Genomic DNA, 17,901 nt, shown 5'->3' with positions numbered 1-17,901 from the left:
AAAAGCTCCAGACATTCTGGAGCTTTTTGTTTATCGTTTTGGCGCCCGATAACCGGCGGCTTCAGCTTCTTCAACTGAGCAAAACATTTCAGCCGGATCGGTTGTCCGGTCGTAGTATGTACTGCCTGGCGTGTGGTAGATGCCGTTTCTGCTTCCTTTGATATTACAGCCTTCTGCTTTGTCAGCTGTTTTGGTTTCATCACTTTTACTCGTATTGTTTGAAGAACTTCCAGTGTCTTCATGAGAGCTGGCGGTTTGGCTTTCCGTCTCTTTTAATTGATTTTCAAGCTTTGTTTTATCTTGTCGAAGTGTTTCATTTTCAGCCTTTGCCGTTTTTGCATCTTCTTTGAGCTGCTTTTGATTTTCTTGAAGCTCTTTAATCTCAGCTTTTAATGATTTCTGAGTCTTTTTTAGATCGCTATTTTCGTTTTTAAGCTTCTCAAGCTTGTCTTGATCTTCTTTGTTGTCTTTTAATTTCTTTGCTTCAGAGCTGACAGATTTATATTCTTTCTCAAGTTCTTCGTGCTCTTTTGTGAGGTTTTTATATTCGGCGTTTAGCGCTGAATATTTTTTCTCGGCATTTGCTGCGGCAGTGTCAGGTTCTGCCAATGCTGCCCCGGTAAAGAGCAGCACAAGGCCTCCAATGAAAAGCGGCCAAAAAAGTCTCTTTGAGAAACGTTTTTCCTTTTTCAGTACATATCTGACAAGGTGATATAATCCATAGCCCAGTGCAATGAGACATGCCAGAAAACCTAAGAATGCTAATACCATTTCCATAATATGACCCCTTTTTCTATTTATTTTACATTTTTCAAACAATATTTGTTAGATTTTTTCACGCTCATCAGTTGAAAAATGTGAGAGAGACAGATAGAATGAATGTGCTATGATAACTGGATTCGTACGGAGCCGTTTTAGGTTTCGTTTTTTTCATGAGCTTTTTTAGGTAAGAAAGGGGGATGAGTATGCCGCGTGCTCTTAAAATTTTAGTCATTGGAATGTTTATCAATGTGACGGGTGCTTCTTTTTTATGGCCGCTGAATACGATTTATATCCATAATCATTTAGGAAAGTCGTTAACAGTAGCCGGACTTGTCCTGATGCTGAATTCCGGCGCCAGTGTGGCTGGCAATTTATGCGGAGGTTTTTTGTTTGATAAAATCGGCGGTTTTAAATCGATTATGCTTGGGATAGCCATTACGTTAGCAAGCCTGATGGGTCTTGTCTTTTTTCATGATTGGCCAGCCTATATTGTGCTGCTGACGATTGTGGGCTTTGGCTCCGGTGTTGTTTTTCCGGCAAGCTACGCAATGGCGGGATCGGTATGGCCTGAAGGGGGAAGGAAGGCATTTAATGCGATATATGTCGCGCAAAACGCGGGCGTGGCCGTTGGTTCAGCGCTTGGCGGTGTCGTGGCATCTTTCTCGTTTTCATATGTATTTTTGGCAAATGCCGTATTGTATCTGATCTTTTTCTTTATTGTATATTTCGGATTTCGAAATATTCAAACGGGCGATGCATCCCAAACATCCGTGCTTGATTATGATGCTGTGAACAGCAAAGCAAAATTTGCCGCACTGATCATTTTAAGCGGAGGCTATGTACTCGGATGGCTGGCTTATTCTCAGTGGTCAACCACAATTGCTTCGTACACACAAAGCATTGGAATATCTCTTTCCTTATACAGCGTGCTGTGGACGGTTAACGGAATTCTCATTGTGCTCGGCCAGCCGCTCGTCAGTTTTGTGGTGAAAAAATGGGCCGAGTCGCTAAAAGCGCAAATGGTCATCGGCTTTATCATTTTTATTGTGTCTTTCAGCATGCTGCTGACTGCAAAGCAATTTCCGATGTTTCTCGCTGCGATGGTGATCCTGACTATCGGAGAAATGCTTGTTTGGCCTGCTGTGCCGACTATTGCCAATCAGCTTGCCCCTAAAGGGAAAGAAGGCTTTTATCAAGGCTTTGTCAACAGTGCGGCGACAGGCGGCAGAATGATTGGTCCCCTGTTCGGAGGAGTGCTTGTCGATCATTACGGCATTAGGGCTCTTGTTTTATCTCTGTTGGTATTGCTGCTGATCAGTATTGCCACAACGCTTCTATATGACAAACGGATAAAATCAGCTAAAGAAACAAATAAGCAGGCATCAATCTCTTCATAATAAAAGATCCCGCCGAATGAGCGGGATCTTTCAGCGTGTCGACAAACCCTCGCATTCGTTGTCAGGCCTGCGCTTCGGTGCTCACGAATTAGAACATTCGCTCCGCTCCTATGCTCGTCCTTCCTAGACTTCAAGGGTTTTCAATCACGCTGAAAAGATGACAAAATCCTAAAATGAAAACCATTTTAGGATTTTGTCAACAATCTGAAAGATCCAGCTGGGTGAGCGGGATCTTTTTACATAATCGGAAGCACTTTAACGGCATCCTTTACATTTGAATATGTTTTCAGCGACGAAAAATTGGCATCCAGTTTATTCATTTTCATAGCCAATTCAGGCTTAATGCCAGTAATGATTAACTCAGTTCCGGTCAATTTCAGCAAATGGCTCAGCTTGAAAATTTGGTCGGCCGTTTGTTCGTTCACTTGGGCCAATCCGGATAAATCAATGATCAAATAATCATCTTTGGATGTTGATAAGATATTCGTCAATGTGCAAACGATGGAATTAAATCGCTCCTCTGTCAGGTTTCCGACTAGCGGAAGAGCCGAAATGCCATTGCGAATCGGGACAATAGGAGTTGAAAGTGCAGTAATTTCCGTGAGGGAATCCTCGAGAAGCTTTTCATATTCTTTTTGCTTGGTGATATCATTCTGAATTCCGACAAAATACGTTTTATCCTCTATTTCCATTGGATCAATATTTAATTCATTCCAGAACATCGTTCCGTCTTTTTTGTAGTTTTGGATCTGAACGGTGACCGGTTCTTTATTTTGTAAAGCGGTTCTGATGTTGTCCACTTCTGCAGGATCTGTGTGTTTCCCCTGTAAGAAGCGACAGTTCTTTCCTAAAATTTCCTCGGTCTCGTAGCCGGTCATTTGAACAAAGCCTTGATTTACGTAGACAATAGGATTATCTTCAAGTGCGGGATCTGTAATTACCACACCGACTCGCACGTGATCAAGTGCTTTTTTGATGACTTCCAGCTGTCCTGGTATCCCAAATGATTGAAAACTAGCCATATAAATCCCCCTTAGGCCGTCAGCTTGCTATGCGAAAGCCTGATATTCCCCTTTTTAAAAATGAATTCTACAGTAACCGTAGCACAACACATGTTCTGATTCAAGCAAGTGCAGTTTGTTGTTTGTCATTAGGGCTTGTCCTCGTATACACTAAAAATAAGAACAGAATTTGAACATATGAACGGAAAGGTTTTCTACATGCTAAATAGGTGACTAGGTCAATGTCACTGGGTGAAAAATGAATCCAATGCATCAAGCTTACCGATCATGTGTTCACATATAATGGAAGAAACAAGCTTTTTACAGATTTGCCGGTATGTAGATATCGAAAATCATCGGAATCGTTTAAGGGGGCTGGATGGCCTGAAGTCGCTTTACGAAATAAGGGCTTTAGGAAGGTGATGATGAAGATGCTGCATCAGGTACTCATTGCTTGTGTAATTGGAGGAATCATGGGGATTCTCGGTCATGTGAAAAAGAGAGGCAGGCTGGAGAAGCCCAGAATGACGAAGCGGTTTATCTACCTTGGATTTTTGGAAGATTGGTTTATCGGCATGACGGCTTCCATTTTACTTGTATTATCCGCTGACCCCGATTCAGGAATTCAACTTGTCATCTTATCCATTATCTCAGGCTACGGCGGTGAAGCTGTTCTCAGAAGTTTTGACTTTGTGAGAGAACTGAACAGCGGCGGCGAACCGGCCGAGTCCAAACGTCAAACCAAAACTCCACCCGAATAATTGTCCTCAATCTCCGCCCGTTCAGGGTACATTCCCATTGTATACAAACCTGCTTGCACTTATGAACAGAATTCTATAAAATACAGTTAGATTACGGTTGCGATAAGAACAATGAAGAGGAGCAGTAAGAAACAGATATTGTTGCAGAGAGTTGACGGCTGGTGAAAGTCAATCAAGTTTGTTTCCGAACTCACCTCAGAGTTGCAGCGGTGAAAAGCCGCTGACGCATAACTGCGTTAAAAGTATCAAGTGAGTGCGGCGTATGCCGCGCTAACGAGGGTGGTACCGCGGGAAAACGAAAGTCTCTCGTCCCTTTTTGGGATGAGGGAGTTTTTTTTAGTTTGGGAATATTCTGAATATAATCCTCTCCTTCCCGTCAATACTTGAACCATACACGCCGTATTCAATCAGAAGGAGGTTTTTACTTTGAGTTTTCAGCACAAAGAGATAGAAAAGAAATGGCAGACATATTGGCTTGAAAACAAAACATTTGCCACTCTTGATAATAATGAAAAACAAAAATTTTACGCGCTGGACATGTTTCCTTATCCGTCTGGAGCTGGGTTGCACGTCGGCCATCCTGAAGGATACACAGCTACGGATATTCTGTCCCGCATGAAGCGCATGCAGGGCTATGATGTCCTTCATCCAATGGGCTGGGACGCATTCGGCCTGCCAGCTGAACAGTACGCGCTTGACACAGGGAACGACCCCGCTGTGTTTACGAAGCAGAATATTGATAACTTCCGCCGCCAAATTCAAGCGCTTGGCTTCTCATATGACTGGGATCGCGAAATCAATACGACTGACCCTGAATACTATAAATGGACGCAATGGATTTTCTTAAAGCTATACGAAAAAGGCCTTGCTTACGTTGACGAAGTGCCTGTAAACTGGTGCCCTGCGCTCGGTACTGTTCTTGCCAACGAAGAAGTCATTGACGGCAAGAGCGAACGCGGCGGCCATCCGGTAGAGAGACGCCCAATGAAGCAGTGGATGCTGAAAATCACCGCTTATGCGGACAGGCTCCTTGAGGACTTGGAAGAGCTTGATTGGCCGGAAAGCATTAAAGATATGCAGCGCAACTGGATCGGCCGTTCGGAAGGCGCTCACGTTCATTTTGCTATAGATGGACATGATGATTCCTTTACAGTGTTTACAACAAGACCAGATACGCTGTTTGGCGCTACATACACTGTCCTTGCCCCGGAACACGCATTGGTGGAAAACATCACAACGGCAGAGCAAAAAGAAGCTGTTGAAGCTTATATCAAAGAAATTCAATCAAAGAGTGACCTAGAACGCACAGATCTTGCGAAAACAAAGACAGGCGTATTTACAGGAGCGTATGCGATCAATCCTGTAAACGGAGAAAAACTGCCGATTTGGATTGCGGATTATGTTCTTGCATCATACGGAACAGGTGCTGTCATGGCAGTTCCAGGACACGATGAGCGTGATTTTGAATTCGCCAAAACATTCGGCCTTCCGGTGAAGGAAGTCGTAAAAGGCGGGAACGTTGAGGAAGCAGCCTATACTGGCGACGGCGAGCACGTGAACTCTGATTTCCTGAACGGCCTTCACAAACAGGAAGCGATTGAAAAAGTGATCGCTTGGCTGGAAGAAACGAAAAACGGTGAGAAGAAAGTGACGTACCGTCTTCGTGACTGGCTCTTCAGCCGCCAGCGTTATTGGGGCGAGCCGATTCCGGTCATTCATTGGGAAGACGGAACGTCAACAGCTGTCCCGGAAGAGGAGCTGCCGCTGATTTTGCCAAAAACGGATGAAATCAAACCGAGCGGAACGGGCGAATCACCGCTTGCGAACATTAAAGAGTGGGTGGAAGTCACAGACCCTGAGACAGGGAAAAAAGGAAGAAGAGAAACGAATACAATGCCGCAATGGGCGGGAAGCTGCTGGTATTTCTTGCGCTATATTGATCCGCACAATCCGGATCAGCTGGCATCACCAGAAAAATTGGAAAAATGGCTTCCGGTCGATATGTATATCGGCGGTGCAGAACATGCCGTGCTTCACCTTCTGTATGCCCGCTTCTGGCATAAGTTCCTTTATGATATCGGCGTAGTGCCGACGAAAGAACCGTTCCAAAAGCTGTACAACCAAGGAATGATTCTCGGCGAAAACAACGAAAAAATGAGTAAATCTAAAGGGAACGTTGTCAATCCTGACGAAATCGTGGCCTCTCACGGTGCTGATACGCTGAGATTGTACGAAATGTTCATGGGACCTCTTGATGCTTCAATCGCCTGGTCTGAATCAGGATTAGACGGTGCGCGCCGTTTCCTTGACCGTGTATGGCGCCTATTTATTGAAGACAGCGGTGAGCTTAATGGAAAAATCGTTGAAGGCGCGGGTGAAACATTGGAGCGCGTCTATCATGAAACGGTCATGAAAGTCACAGACCATTATGAAGGCCTTCGTTTCAACACGGGTATTTCCCAGCTGATGGTCTTTATTAATGAAGCTTATAAAGCAACAGAACTGCCGAAAGAATATATGGAAGGCTTCGTGAAGCTTCTTTCTCCTGTCGCGCCACACTTAGCGGAAGAGCTATGGGAGAAGCTTGGCCATTCCGGCACAATTGCCTACGAAGCTTGGCCTGTATATGATGAAACAAAACTTGTGGATGATGAAGTTGAAATCGTTGTTCAGCTGAACGGAAAAGTAAAAGCGAAATTACAGGTTCCTGCCGATGCAACGAAAGAACAGCTGGAACAGCTTGCTCAAGCAGATGAAAAGGTCAAAGAGCAGCTTGAAGGCAAAACGATTCGGAAAATCATCGCGGTGCCTGGGAAGCTTGTCAATATTGTGGCAAACTAAGCCTAGAAAAAATCCCCTTTGCCAAAAGGGGATTTTTTTTCATCAGTCTCAGAATAGCAATCGTTCGGCTGACTTTGATATACTGAACATGATCACTGTGAATAGGAGTGTTTTCTTTGGAAATAAAAGAAATCAGCACAGCCGCTTTGAAAGAAAAAATTGAGGCGGACGAAGAATTATATTTAATTGATGTCAGAGAAGATGAAGAGGTAGCGGAAGGCATGATCCCGCAAGCCGTTCATATTCGCATGGGGGATATTCCTGAAAAAATGGAAACCCTTGATAAAGACAAAGAGTACGTATTTATCTGCCGCTCAGGAATGCGCAGCATGAACGTCTGCAAGTACCTGGATGAGCAAGGCTTTAAAACAGTCAATGTTGAAGGCGGCATGATGGCCTGGGAAGGCGAAACAAAACCAAAAAACTAGGGGAGAGCGGTCCCCTAGTTTTTATTTGTATTCCGGAAGCCAATCGCCGTGTGCTGCAAATAAATCGTCGCACATGGAGATGATGTCCTTCATGGAAAGCTCCGCGCTTGTATGCGGATCAAGCATTGCAGCTTGGTAAACCGCTTCTTTTTTTCGTGTGACAGCCGCTTCGATTGTCATCAGCTGTGTATTAATATTCGTCCGGTTTAAGGCTGCAAGCTGCTCAGGCAGTTCTCCGGCGAAGCACGGTGTAATTTTTTTTCTGTCGGCGACGCATGTCACTTCCACAACCGCTTTTGAAGGAAGGTTGGTGATCAGCCCTGTATTCAAGACGTTTCCTCCGAAGGTGAATGGTTCGTTTGTTTCCATTGCTTCTATAATTCTTGAACCATATTCCTTTGAGCGTTCGTGCGTAAGGTTTTTATTATTGACGATATCATCCCGCATTTTCTCCCAATTTTCAATCTGCTTGACGCACCTTCTCGGATATTCGTCGAGCGGGATTTGCAGCTCGCTGATCAGTTCAGGGTAATTCCGTTTAATAAAGTACGGGTGATACTCTGCGTTATGTTCGGACGATTCCGTGACATAATAGCCGAACTTATCCATTAATTCAAACCGCACCATATCATGATGCTTTGTTTTTTGTTTTTCTTTCGCTCTCCTTTTGATTTCTGGATATAAATCTGTGCCGTCTTTTTTGACTTCCAAAAGCCAAGCCATATGATTAATGCCCGCAATGCGTTCCTCAATTCCGTCATGCTCCATTCCGAGAGCTTTAAATAAATCCTTCGTGCACACTTGAACACTGTGGCAGAGCCCGATTGTTTTGATATTGGTATAGCGGAGCATGGCGCCTGTAAGAGTGGCCATTGGATTTGTATAGTTTAAGAACCATGCGTCAGGGCACATTTCCTCCATATCTTTTGCGATATCAAATAAGACCGGGATTGTTCTGAGAGATCTGAATATCCCGCCGATGCCTACTGTATCGGCGATCGTCTGGCGCAGCCCATACCGTTTAGGAATCTCGAAATCGATGACTGTGCTCGGTTTGTATCCTCCAACCTGAATCGCATTGATGACATAGCCTGCGTTTTGCAAGGCGAGTTTTCTGTCATCATAGCTGTTGATGGCCACACTTGGGTTATAACGGTCTCTTAGATTTTCGAGCATGAGCTGGGATTCCTGCAGGCGTTTGGGATCAATGTCGTAAAGAGCGAACTCAAATCCATTCAGTGCCTCTGTTAACAGGCAGTCTCCCAAAACATTTTTGGCGAAAATCGTGCTCCCTGCACCGATAAATGTAATCTTTTTCATATTGCTTCCCCCTTTAATGTTAACCCTTTACCGCTCCGGAAGACAGGCCGGCAATAAAGTATTTTTGCAGCGCCAAAAACAGAACAACCATCGGCAGCATTGCCATAAGTGCCGCTGCGGCAACTAAATGAAGGTTGTTTGCGTTTTCTCCGAAAAAACCTGCCATGGCTACTGTTAATGTCTGAACCTTTTGATCTTGTAAAAAGAAAATGGCAAATTGATAGTCGTTCCAAATAAAGACACAAGAAATGATACAGATGGTCGCAGTGATCGGCTTCAGCAGAGGAAACACAATCGTAAAAAAGATTTTCAGCATGCCTGCACCGTCAATTCTTGCGGCTTCTACAAGCTCTTTTGGAATGGTCGATCGGATAAAGCCTGAATATAAGAATACGGTTAACGGCATGTAAGCCGCTGTATTGATGAAAATGGCGATTGCGTGTGTATTGACCATTCCGGCGTCCACGACCATTCGGTACAAAGGAACCATGGACGTTAACGGAGGGATGATCATAATGGAAATCAGCAAGGCAAAAACGGCTTTATTCAGTTTCGTTTCCCGCCGGGCAAGCGGGTAGGCGGCAAGTGAGCCGAATATAATTAATAACAAGGCAGAAAAACCTGTGATGATCATGGTGTTTATAAAAGAGTTTCCTAGCGAAGCGCGCTCCCACGCCTCTGAAAAATTATGAAAGGAGATGTCGGCTGGAAATATCCATTTCGAACTGTAGTCTCCTTTTGCTTTCAATGAAGTGGTCAGCAGGATATAAAAAGGAATAAAATGCGCACAGGCCACAATGGCTGCAAGAAGCGTAATGATCCGCATGCTTTTTGTACGGGCGGCTCTCATGACATTTCCGTCTCCTTTCTTTTAAAGTACGCAAGCGCGCAAAAGCTGATGATCAAAATGACAAATGCCATAAATATGCCTTGCGTTGCGGCATAGCCGGCATCCTGCCGTTTGAAATACAAATCATACATAAACGTGGACATGGATTGTGACGCATTTCCGGGGCCGCCTGCGGTGAGTGCAATGATGACGTCAAACAGCTTTAAGCCTCCGATAATGTTGATGACTATATTAATGGTAATGGAGGGCATTAACAGCGGCAGCGTGATGGTAAAAAACTGCTGGCCTTGTTTCGCGCCATCCATTTGCGCCGCTTCATAGTAGTCTTTCGGAATGCTTTGCAGACCGGCTAAGTAGACAACCATAGCGATCCCGACATATTGATAGGTGTTAATCATGACAATGATCCATGGATTGAGCGAGGGACTGGCGAGCGCATTAATAGGGCTGATGCCGAAGACCCCGAGCAAATCGTTGAGCGCGCCTCCGTCATAGGAGAAGAAAAAGTACCAAATGTAGCCCATAATGAGCGGGCTGATCATCACCGGCAAATACACAATTGTTCTTGTTACCGCTTTCGTTTTAATGCTTTGATTTAAGAGGAGAGCGTACAGAAGCCCGACCACATTTTGAAAAAAGGTGCTGCCAAGCCCGTAATGCAGCGTGTTTTTTAAGATATGCCAAGTATCAGGATCAGAAAACAGCCTTTCATATTGCGCGAATCCAACCCATTGGTAGACTTGTGAAAATCCGTTCCAGTTTGTAAAGGTAATCAATGTGCCTTTCACAAACGGGTAAATCATAAAGACCAGAACGGAGAGCAAAGCAGGAATGTACATCCACCAAAGTGAGGACTGCTTTTTTGGCTTAACCTGTTTCACATGAACGTCCCTTGCGATCTCACTCATTGTTTTCAGCTCCCTGTGTTTCGGATTGCTCCCGGAGTCGTTTATATTCTCTTCCCAGCTTCTGCGAAATGTCTTGAGGCGCCAAAATGTCAGCCGCGAGCTCCTGCCCAACCGTGCCCAGGACATCCCACATTCCGTTTGGCAAGTATAACCGGTCGAAGTAAGGCTCGACTTTGACATCTTGATAATACTCATAATCGTTTGCGTAGAAAATATCAGCTTTCACATTGGTCAGCCCTGAAGGAAGCGATGTGGCTTCAGCCATTTGTTTGGCATTGGCCGGGCGGGCCATAAATGCGATAAAATCTTTTGCCTCTTTTAATTGAGGCGAATCTTTCCATGCTGCAAGGGTGTAGCGTTCACCGCCGATCCATATCGGGTCATCACCGGGATGGATGGCAGGTGTCGGGATAATGCCGACCTTGACGTTCGGGTTGATCTGGGCAACGTCTTGGCCGAGTGTGCCGCCTTGCATTGTAAAGGCGATTTTGTTTTGGGCCATTAATTCAATGAGCTGTGATTTTTTTGCCGTGACGGCGTCGATATTGATCAATTTTTCTTTCTGCATTTGTTTGAGGATTTCTGATAAATAAGTGAATTTACTCCATTGAAAAGTGCCGTTGATGAGCTGTTTTTTTTCATTATGGGCAGGGTCTGTGATGAGAAGAGGTGTAGCGAATTGGTCGTAATATTGGGCGAATGAGCTTTTGTCATATCCGGCAAACCAGAAGGGAACAATGCTTCCCTTGCTCTTTTCTTTAATCGTTCTCAGTGCTTTGATAAAGTCATCCATGGTTTCCGGCGGAGCAATGCCGTAACGGTCTAAAATATTGCGATTATACGCCAGACCGTCTTTTGCCTGATTGATTGGATAGGCATACACCTTTCCGCTTTTATTTTTGAGGATGCTGTTTAAATTGGGATCAAGATCTTGAGTCCATTTCATATCCCGGAGATCCGCTGTATATTCTCCGTACCTGATTTTCCCCCAGCCATGTGTATCGAATAGATCTGGCAAATCATTGGCCGCCATTCTGACACGCATCATATTTTCATAGTCATTGCCTGGGAAATGAAGGCTGACATGAATGTCACTGTGTTCCTTTTCGAATGCTGCCGCTAGTTTTCTGAACGTATCTCTTTCACTGTCGGTTGACATTGTAGAATAAATGGTTAACGTCTTTTTTGCGGTATCTGCTGAGCTTTTCTCTGCTGAACACCCGGGCAGAACAAGCAGAATAAGAGAGAGAAATAAAACAAAAGTGTGTTTCATCTTTTCCTCCTTATCATCGTGATGAATCTTTGCTTATGTCACCTCCTTTGCTGTACATCCGCAGCTTTGTCTTACGATTAATGTTGTAGGCAGGGTGACATGTTGAGGAAGCGTTCGGCCATTGAGACGGTCAAGCAGCAGTTTTACGCCTGTCCGGCCCATTTCCTCTGTGTATACCTTCACCGTCGTTAAAGGCGTGCTGGCAAATTCAGCTTCCTCAATGCCGTTAAAGCTGACGATTGCGGTATCCCGCGGCACTTGCAGTCCGGCTTCCTGCAGCGCTTTTAATGCGCCGATCGCCATAGAATCGCTGGCAATAAAGAATGCTTCCGGCAGATGGCCTTGATCGATTGCTTTCTTCATCAGGCGATAGCCCTCACGCATGCTGTATTCTCCGATCAGCACATGCTCAGGCTGGGGGGCGGCTGACTCCAAAAAAGCGGTCAGGCGTTTATCTTCAATCGTTCTGCGAATGCTTTGGCCGTCCTTCAGCGTATGCTCTTTTTCTTGTCCGCCAATGTAGCCTAACCGTTTGTAGCCTAAGTCGAAAAGGTGATCAATCGCCTGGCGTGAAGCCGATTCAAAATCGATGCCAATCGAATCGTATGCTTGCGGATCTGGTGAATGATTGATAAATACGGCATGCTCCAGCCTCCCGCTGATATGCTTAACCGCTTCATCATGAACACGGCCGATGACAATGACACCATCCAATTCCCGAAAGATATGTTCCTGAAAGGAGCCGAGATGAATCGAATTTGTAATGAAAATTTCCTGTTCAAAGCATTCCTTTTCAATCCCTTTCCGAATGGAAGAAAAATAAGGGTCCTGCCTTTCCTGATCAGGGGACAGACAGCTCAGCACACCGATCAGCGGCTGAGCCCGCTGTTTTTGCCCGCGGGATTTTCGGCGTTTGGCAACGGTTTGATAACCAAGCTCTTCAGCGATGTTGATGACTCTTTGTCTCGTTTCGCCCGCAACAGAAAGCGACTCATCTTCATTTAAAATTCTGGACACAGTTGCGCTGGAAACTTTAGCTTTCAAGGCGATATCTTTAATACGAACCATGGGTATCCCTCTCATCTATTTAGTAAAATATTAACTCATCTGTTTTTGATAAATTGATATTATCATATAAAAGTAAGCGGTTACAATAATTGTTTTCGAAATATTCCATAATATTTACTAAATATTTAGTAAATGATGTGATTTATGTTGGAAAAATAAAGGGGAACCCAGATCTGTCTCGTAAATGTGAAGTAAGCGAATAAGGAAGGGTGATGGGATGAGAGCCGAAAGAAGAAAGCAACTGTTTCGATTGCTTGGTGATTTGCCTGATCGGAGGCCAATCAGTGTTGAGACATTACGTATTGAAGAAAGAGAAGAAAATATCGTTGAAACGCTCCTGCTCGATTTAAATGGACATGAAAAGGCGCCCGCTTATTTTGTGAAGCCGAAGAAAACAGAAGGACCGTGCCCAGCCGTATTGTTTCAGCATTCGCATGGAGGCCAGTATGATAGGGGAAAAAGTGAGCTGATTGAGGGAGCGGATTATTTGAAAACGCCTTCTTTTTCTGATGAGCTTACTTCACTCGGATACGGCGTTCTTGCGATTGATCATTGGGGGTTTGGAGATCGGCGGGGAAAAGCGGAAAGCGAGATATTTAAAGAAATGCTTCTCACCGGAAAAGTGATGTGGGGGATGATGATTTATGACAGTTTAAGTGCGTTAGACTATATGCAGTCACGCTCTGATGTTCAGCCTGACAGGATCGGAACCATCGGCATGTCTATGGGAGGTTTGATGGCGTGGTGGACAGCGGCGCTCGATGACCGGATTAAGGTGTGTGTGGATTTGTGCAGCCAGGTGGATCATCACGTGCTGATCAAAACACAGAATCTTGACAGGCACGGCTTTTATTATTACGTCCCATCGCTTGCAAAGCATTTTTCCGCATCGGAGATCCAAAGCCTGATCGCGCCGCGCCCGCACCTTAGTCTTGTTGGTGTACACGATCGGTTAACGCCGGCTGAGGGCGTGGACAAAATCGAAAAAGAATTGACAGCTGTCTATGCTGGACAGGGAGCTGCTGATTGCTACCGAGTGGTCCGTTCTGCTTCGGGACATTTCGAAACAGCAGTTATAAGGCATGAAGCTGTCCGGTTTTTGCAAAAGTGGCTGTGACTGTAAAAAGAAATCGAAAAAGACCGTTTTGTGTGAAAACGGTCTTTTTGTTTCCTTTTAACCAACTGCCATAAATCGATCCTTTCTTCTATTGACAGAAACAGGAGAGAATAATATATTCTAATTGTTAACCTTTGAATATAATTGGTTAACAATTTAGGTGAGAAGCGCTACACGTTCTTCAGTTATCAGTGAAAGGGCGAGAAATGATGCAAGAAGAAACTTTTTATAGTGTCAGAATGAGGGCTTCAATGAATGGATCTCATGAAGACGGCGGAAAGCATATATCCGGCGGAGAACGGCTTATTCCTTTCCATGAGATGAAGCATACAGTCAATGCTTTATTAGAAAAAGGGTTATCCCATTCAAGAGGAAAACCTGATTTTATGCAAATTCAATTTGAAGAGGTACATGAATCGATAAAAACCATTCAGCCATTGCCTGTGCATACGAATGAAGTGAGCTGCCCGGAAGAAGGACAAAAGCTTGCCCGATTGTTATTGGAAAAAGAAGGCGTTTCACGAGACGTGATTGAAAAAGCATATGAACAAATCCCTGAATGGTCAGATGTCAGGGGTGCGGTGTTGTTTGATATTCATACAGGCAAGCGAATGGATCAAACAAAAGAAAAAGGGGTGCGGGTCTCCAGAATGGATTGGCCGGACGCTAATTTTGAAAAATGGGCGCTTCACAGTCACGTGCCAGCTCATTCAAGAATAAAAGAGGCCCTTGCGCTCGCTTCAAAGGTAAGCCGGCACCCGGCAGTCGTTGCAGAATTATGCTGGTCGGACGATCCGGATTACATAACAGGCTATGTTGCGGGTAAGAAAATGGGCTATCAGCGTATTACAGCAATGAAAGAATACGGGACTGAAGAGGGCTGCCGAGTCTTTTTTATTGATGGATCCAATGATGTAAACACGTACATACATGACCTGGAGAAGCAGCCTATTTTAATAGAGTGGGAGGAAGATCATGACTCATGATTTGATAGAAAAAAGTAAAAAGCACCTCTGGCTGCCATTTACCCAAATGAAAGATTATGATGAAAACCCCTTAATCATCGAAAGCGGGACTGGAATCAAAGTCAAAGACATAAACGGCAAGGAATACTATGACGGTTTTTCATCGGTTTGGCTTAATGTCCACGGACACCGCAAAAAAGAACTAGATGACGCCATAAAAAAACAGCTCGGAAAAATTGCGCACTCCACGTTATTGGGCATGACCAATGTTCCAGCAACCCAGCTTGCCGAAACATTAATCGACATCAGCCCAAAAAAGCTCACGCGGGTCTTTTATTCAGACAGCGGCGCAGAGGCGATGGAAATAGCCCTAAAAATGGCGTTTCAGTATTGGAAGAACATCGGGAAGCCCGAGAAACAAAAATTCATCGCAATGAAAAACGGGTATCACGGTGATACGATTGGCGCCGTCAGTGTCGGTTCAATTGAGCTTTTTCACCACGTATACGGCCCGTTGATGTTCGAGAGTTACAAGGCCCCGATTCCTTATGTGTATCGTTCTGAAAGCGGTGATCCTGATGAGTGCCGTGATCAGTGCCTCCGAGAGCTTGCACAGCTGCTTGAGGAACATCATGAGGAAATTGCCGCGCTTTCCATTGAATCAATGGTACAAGGCGCGTCCGGTATGATCGTGATGCCGGAAGGATATTTGGCAGGCGTGCGCGAGCTATGTACAACATACGATGTCTTAATGATCGTTGATGAAGTCGCTACAGGCTTTGGCCGTACAGGAAAAATGTTTGCGTGCGAGCACGAGAATGTCCAGCCTGATCTGATGGCTGCCGGTAAAGGCATTACAGGAGGCTATTTGCCAATTGCCGTTACGTTTGCCACTGAAGACATCTATAAGGCATTCTATGATGATTATGAAAACCTAAAAACCTTTTTCCATGGCCATTCCTATACAGGCAATCAGCTTGGCTGTGCGGTTGCGCTTGAAAATCTGGCATTATTTGAATCTGAAAACATTGTGGAACAAGTAGCGGAAAAAAGTAAAAAGCTCCATTTTCTTCTTCAAGATCTGCACGCTCTTCCTCATGTTGGGGATATTCGGCAGCTTGGCTTTATGTGCGGTGCAGAGCTTGTACGATCAAAGGAAACTAAAGAACCTTACCCGGCTGATCGGCGGATTGGATACAAAGTTTCCTTAAAAATGAGAGAGTTAGGAATGCTGACAAGACCGCTTGGGGACGTGATTGCATTTCTTCCTCCTCTTGCCAGCACAGCTGAAGAGCTCTCGGAAATGGTTGCCATTATGAAACAAGCGATCCACGAGGTTACGAGCCTTGAAGATTGATTCCTGGTTAAACGAGCGGTTAGACAGAATGAAAGAAGCCGGCGTACATCGTAACCTGCGGTCAATGGATGGAGCGCCGGTTCCAGAGAGGAATATTGATGGCGAAAATCAAACGGTCTGGTCCTCAAACAATTATTTAGGGCTCGCAAGCGATAGACGTTTGATCGATGCAGCCCAAACAGCATTGCAGCAATTTGGGACAGGAAGCAGCGGTTCACGTTTAACGACAGGCAATTCGGTCTGGCATGAAAAGCTAGAAAAGAAGATTGCCAGCTTTAAACTGACAGAAGCGGCCCTGCTGTTTTCGAGCGGTTACTTGGCCAATGTCGGTGTCCTTTCATCCTTGCCAGAAAAGGAAGATGTCATTTTAAGTGACCAGCTCAATCATGCAAGTATGATCGACGGCTGCCGACTTTCTAAGGCTGATACAGTTGTTTATCGGCATATTGATATGAATGATCTTGAAAACAAGCTGAATGAAACACAGCGTTATCAGCGCCGTTTTATCGTAACAGACGGAGTATTCAGCATGGATGGCACAATCGCCCCTCTTGATCAGATCATCTCACTTGCGAAACGCTATCATGCCTTCGTGGTCGTTGATGATGCCCACGCAACAGGAGTTTTGGGCGATTCGGGACAAGGAACGAGTGAATACTTTGGTGTTTGTCCCGACATTGTTATCGGCACCTTAAGCAAAGCTGTTGGCGCGGAAGGAGGTTTTGCGGCAGGATCAGCGGTCTTCATCGACTTTTTGCTGAACCATGCCAGAACATTTATCTTTCAAACCGCTATTCCGCCAGCCAGCTGTGCGGCTGCTCACGAGGCTTTCAACATCATTGAAGCCAGCAGGGAAAAACGACAGCTTTTATTTTCTTATATCAGCATGATCAGAACCAGTCTGAAGAATATGGGTTATGTGGTGAAAGGAGATCACACACCGATTATTCCTGTAGTCATTGGCGATGCCCATAAAACGGTCCTATTTGCTGAAAAACTGCAGGGCAAGGGAATTTATGCTCCTGCCATTCGGCCGCCAACCGTTGCGCCGGGTGAAAGCCGGATTCGAATTACAATCACGTCTGACCACAGTATGGGTGATATTGATCATTTGCTGCAAACATTTCATTCAATCGGAAAGGAGCTGCACATCATTTGAGGGGTTTTTTTGTGACGGGAACTGATACAGAAGTAGGGAAAACGGTTATATCCAGCGGTCTTGCTGCCTTATTGAAAGACAATAATAGACATGTCGGGGTGTATAAACCATTTTTAAGCGGGATATCGCGCCATCATCCAGATAGTGATACAAGTTTGCTGAAAGATATGTCGCAGACCAGTCTTTCTCATGAAGACATTACGCCTTTTGCCTTCAAGGCGCCGCTTGCACCATACGTTGCAGGGAAACTTGAGGGAAAGACTGTCACCATGGAAGAGGTTTTAAGCCATTGGGGGCGGATTAGAGAAAAACATGAATGCTTCATCGTAGAAGGTGCAGGCGGTATTTCTGTGCCATTGGGAGAGGACTATTTGGTCAGTCATGTCATAAAAGCGTTGCAGCTTCCCATGATTATTGTGGCGCGTCCTCGCCTTGGAACCATTAATCATACCTTTTTAACTGTCAAATATGCAGAAAGCATGGGGCTTCCAATCGCCGGAATTATCATCAATGGAATCAGTGACTCTCCTGATGAAGATGAAAAAACCAATCCTGAGATGATTGAGCGCTTATGCGGTGTGCCGATTTTAGGGGTTACGCCAAAGCTTGCCAACGTGACGAAAGAAACGGTTCTACATATGGTAAAAGACCATATCAATCTATCATTACTGATGAATCAAGTGGGGGTATGAGA

The 17,901-nt window shown here is 44.9% G+C and carries 16 protein-coding genes and 1 other RNA gene; 10 read left to right on the top strand and 7 right to left on the bottom strand.

Annotated elements, in window-relative coordinates; genetic code table 11:
• Positions 1-30: 30 nt before the first annotated feature.
• On the bottom strand, positions 31-777 hold the full coding sequence (gene yttA, locus BSU_30360) for a hypothetical protein (RefSeq protein ID NP_390914.2): 747 nt from the start codon (positions 775-777) through the stop codon (positions 31-33).
• Between the two features lie 188 nt (positions 778-965).
• Between yttA and yttB the strand changes: the two genes are divergently transcribed.
• A complete protein-coding gene (gene yttB / locus BSU_30350; RefSeq protein ID NP_390913.1) occupies positions 966-2,159 on the top strand; it encodes a putative efflux transporter in 1,194 nt (397 codons plus the stop codon).
• Between the two features lie 236 nt (positions 2,160-2,395).
• On the opposite strand, the gene blrA is transcribed toward yttB, so the two are convergent.
• The gene (gene blrA, locus BSU_30340) at positions 2,396-3,181 is read right to left on the bottom strand and encodes a blue light GTP-binding receptor (protein ID NP_390912.1); all 786 of its coding nucleotides are present in this window, start codon (positions 3,179-3,181) and stop codon (positions 2,396-2,398) included.
• A gap of 404 nt (positions 3,182-3,585) precedes the next feature.
• Between blrA and ytvB the strand changes: the two genes are divergently transcribed.
• From ytvB to ytwF, 4 genes are all read left to right on the top strand, one after another.
• Positions 3,586-3,921: a putative conserved membrane protein gene (gene ytvB / locus BSU_30330; RefSeq protein NP_390911.3), complete on the top strand. Its 336-nt coding sequence runs from the start codon at positions 3,586-3,588 to the stop codon at positions 3,919-3,921.
• 102 nt (positions 3,922-4,023) lie between these two features.
• Positions 4,024-4,238, top strand: an RNA gene (gene tboL / locus BSU_misc_RNA_49) — T-box riboswitch specific of leucine tRNA ligase.
• Between the two features lie 109 nt (positions 4,239-4,347).
• A complete protein-coding gene (gene leuS, locus BSU_30320; RefSeq protein NP_390910.1) occupies positions 4,348-6,762 on the top strand; it encodes a leucyl-tRNA synthetase in 2,415 nt (804 codons plus the stop codon).
• A gap of 116 nt (positions 6,763-6,878) precedes the next feature.
• A complete protein-coding gene (ytwF, locus tag BSU_30310) occupies positions 6,879-7,190 on the top strand; it encodes a putative sulfur transferase (protein NP_390909.2) in 312 nt (103 codons plus the stop codon).
• 21 nt (positions 7,191-7,211) lie between these two features.
• Here the strand turns inward: ytwF and melA are convergent, their stop codons facing one another.
• Genes melA through msmR form a run of 5 tightly spaced genes read right to left on the bottom strand, consistent with a single transcriptional unit; the run spans position 7,212 to position 12,609 of the window.
• The gene (gene melA, locus BSU_30300) at positions 7,212-8,510 is read right to left on the bottom strand and encodes an alpha-D-galactoside galactohydrolase (RefSeq protein NP_390908.1); all 1,299 of its coding nucleotides are present in this window, start codon (positions 8,508-8,510) and stop codon (positions 7,212-7,214) included.
• Between the two features lie 19 nt (positions 8,511-8,529).
• Positions 8,530-9,360: a maltose and multiple sugars ABC transporter (permease) gene (msmG, locus tag BSU_30290; protein ID NP_390907.1), complete on the bottom strand. Its 831-nt coding sequence runs from the start codon at positions 9,358-9,360 to the stop codon at positions 8,530-8,532.
• Positions 9,357-10,268, bottom strand: a complete 912-nt coding sequence (gene msmF, locus BSU_30280; RefSeq protein ID NP_390906.1) for a carbohydrate ABC transporter (permease) — start codon at positions 10,266-10,268, stop codon at positions 9,357-9,359. Before msmF ends, msmG begins: the two co-directional genes overlap by 4 nt.
• On the bottom strand, positions 10,261-11,541 hold the full coding sequence (gene msmE, locus BSU_30270; protein ID NP_390905.1) for a multiple sugar-binding lipoprotein: 1,281 nt from the start codon (positions 11,539-11,541) through the stop codon (positions 10,261-10,263). Before msmE ends, msmF begins: the two co-directional genes overlap by 8 nt.
• 33 nt (positions 11,542-11,574) lie before the next feature.
• Entirely contained in the window at positions 11,575-12,609 is a 1,035-nt protein-coding gene (gene msmR / locus BSU_30260; RefSeq protein ID NP_390904.1) for a transcriptional regulator (LacI family), read from the bottom strand.
• 217 nt (positions 12,610-12,826) lie between these two features.
• On the opposite strand from msmR, the gene ytaP reads away from it, so the two are divergent.
• The 5 genes from ytaP to bioD all read left to right on the top strand — a co-directional run bounded on the left by ytaP (position 12,827) and on the right by bioD (position 17,899).
• A complete protein-coding gene (ytaP, locus tag BSU_30250; RefSeq protein ID NP_390903.1) occupies positions 12,827-13,726 on the top strand; it encodes a putative hydrolase in 900 nt (299 codons plus the stop codon).
• A gap of 209 nt (positions 13,727-13,935) precedes the next feature.
• Entirely contained in the window at positions 13,936-14,712 is a 777-nt protein-coding gene (gene bioW / locus BSU_30240; RefSeq protein ID NP_390902.3) for a 6-carboxyhexanoate-CoA ligase (pimeloyl-CoA synthase), read from the top strand.
• Positions 14,702-16,048, top strand: a complete 1,347-nt coding sequence (bioK, locus tag BSU_30230) for an L-lysine-8-amino-7-oxononanoate aminotransferase (protein NP_390901.1) — start codon at positions 14,702-14,704, stop codon at positions 16,046-16,048. Before bioW ends, bioK begins: the two co-directional genes overlap by 11 nt.
• The gene (bioFC, locus tag BSU_30220; RefSeq protein NP_390900.1) at positions 16,038-17,207 is read left to right on the top strand and encodes an 8-amino-7-oxononanoate synthase (pimeloyl-CoA-dependent); all 1,170 of its coding nucleotides are present in this window, start codon (positions 16,038-16,040) and stop codon (positions 17,205-17,207) included. The genes bioK and bioFC overlap by 11 nt, the downstream gene beginning before the upstream one ends.
• Entirely contained in the window at positions 17,204-17,899 is a 696-nt protein-coding gene (bioD, locus tag BSU_30210) for a dethiobiotin synthetase (protein ID NP_390899.1), read from the top strand. The genes bioFC and bioD overlap by 4 nt, the downstream gene beginning before the upstream one ends.
• Positions 17,900-17,901 lie beyond the last annotated feature (2 nt).

Source organism: Bacillus subtilis subsp. subtilis str. 168 (genome assembly GCF_000009045.1).
Classification (GTDB): Bacteria; Bacillota; Bacilli; order Bacillales; family Bacillaceae; genus Bacillus; species Bacillus subtilis.
Note: the sequence above shows the minus strand (reverse complement) of the source record. Positions and strands in the feature narration are given on the sequence as shown.

What these genes read in the sequence shown, in the direction of transcription:
- yttA (NP_390914.2), bottom strand. Translation starts at nt 777, where the DNA reads ATGGAAATGGTATTAGCATTCTTAGGTTTTCTGGCATGTCTCATTGCA.
- yttB (NP_390913.1), top strand. Translation starts at nt 966, where the DNA reads ATGCCGCGTGCTCTTAAAATTTTAGTCATTGGAATGTTTATCAATGTG.
- blrA (NP_390912.1), bottom strand. Translation starts at nt 3,181, where the DNA reads ATGGCTAGTTTTCAATCATTTGGGATACCAGGACAGCTGGAAGTCATC.
- ytvB (NP_390911.3), top strand. Translation starts at nt 3,586, where the DNA reads ATGAAGATGCTGCATCAGGTACTCATTGCTTGTGTAATTGGAGGAATC.
- melA (NP_390908.1), bottom strand. Translation starts at nt 8,510, where the DNA reads ATGAAAAAGATTACATTTATCGGTGCAGGGAGCACGATTTTCGCCAAA.
- msmG (NP_390907.1), bottom strand. Translation starts at nt 9,360, where the DNA reads ATGAGAGCCGCCCGTACAAAAAGCATGCGGATCATTACGCTTCTTGCA.
- msmF (NP_390906.1), bottom strand. Translation starts at nt 10,268, where the DNA reads ATGAGTGAGATCGCAAGGGACGTTCATGTGAAACAGGTTAAGCCAAAA.
- msmE (NP_390905.1), bottom strand. Translation starts at nt 11,541, where the DNA reads ATGAAACACACTTTTGTTTTATTTCTCTCTCTTATTCTGCTTGTTCTG.
- msmR (NP_390904.1), bottom strand. Translation starts at nt 12,609, where the DNA reads ATGGTTCGTATTAAAGATATCGCCTTGAAAGCTAAAGTTTCCAGCGCA.
- ytaP (NP_390903.1), top strand. Translation starts at nt 12,827, where the DNA reads ATGAGAGCCGAAAGAAGAAAGCAACTGTTTCGATTGCTTGGTGATTTG.
- bioW (NP_390902.3), top strand. Translation starts at nt 13,936, where the DNA reads ATGCAAGAAGAAACTTTTTATAGTGTCAGAATGAGGGCTTCAATGAAT.
- bioK (NP_390901.1), top strand. Translation starts at nt 14,702, where the DNA reads ATGACTCATGATTTGATAGAAAAAAGTAAAAAGCACCTCTGGCTGCCA.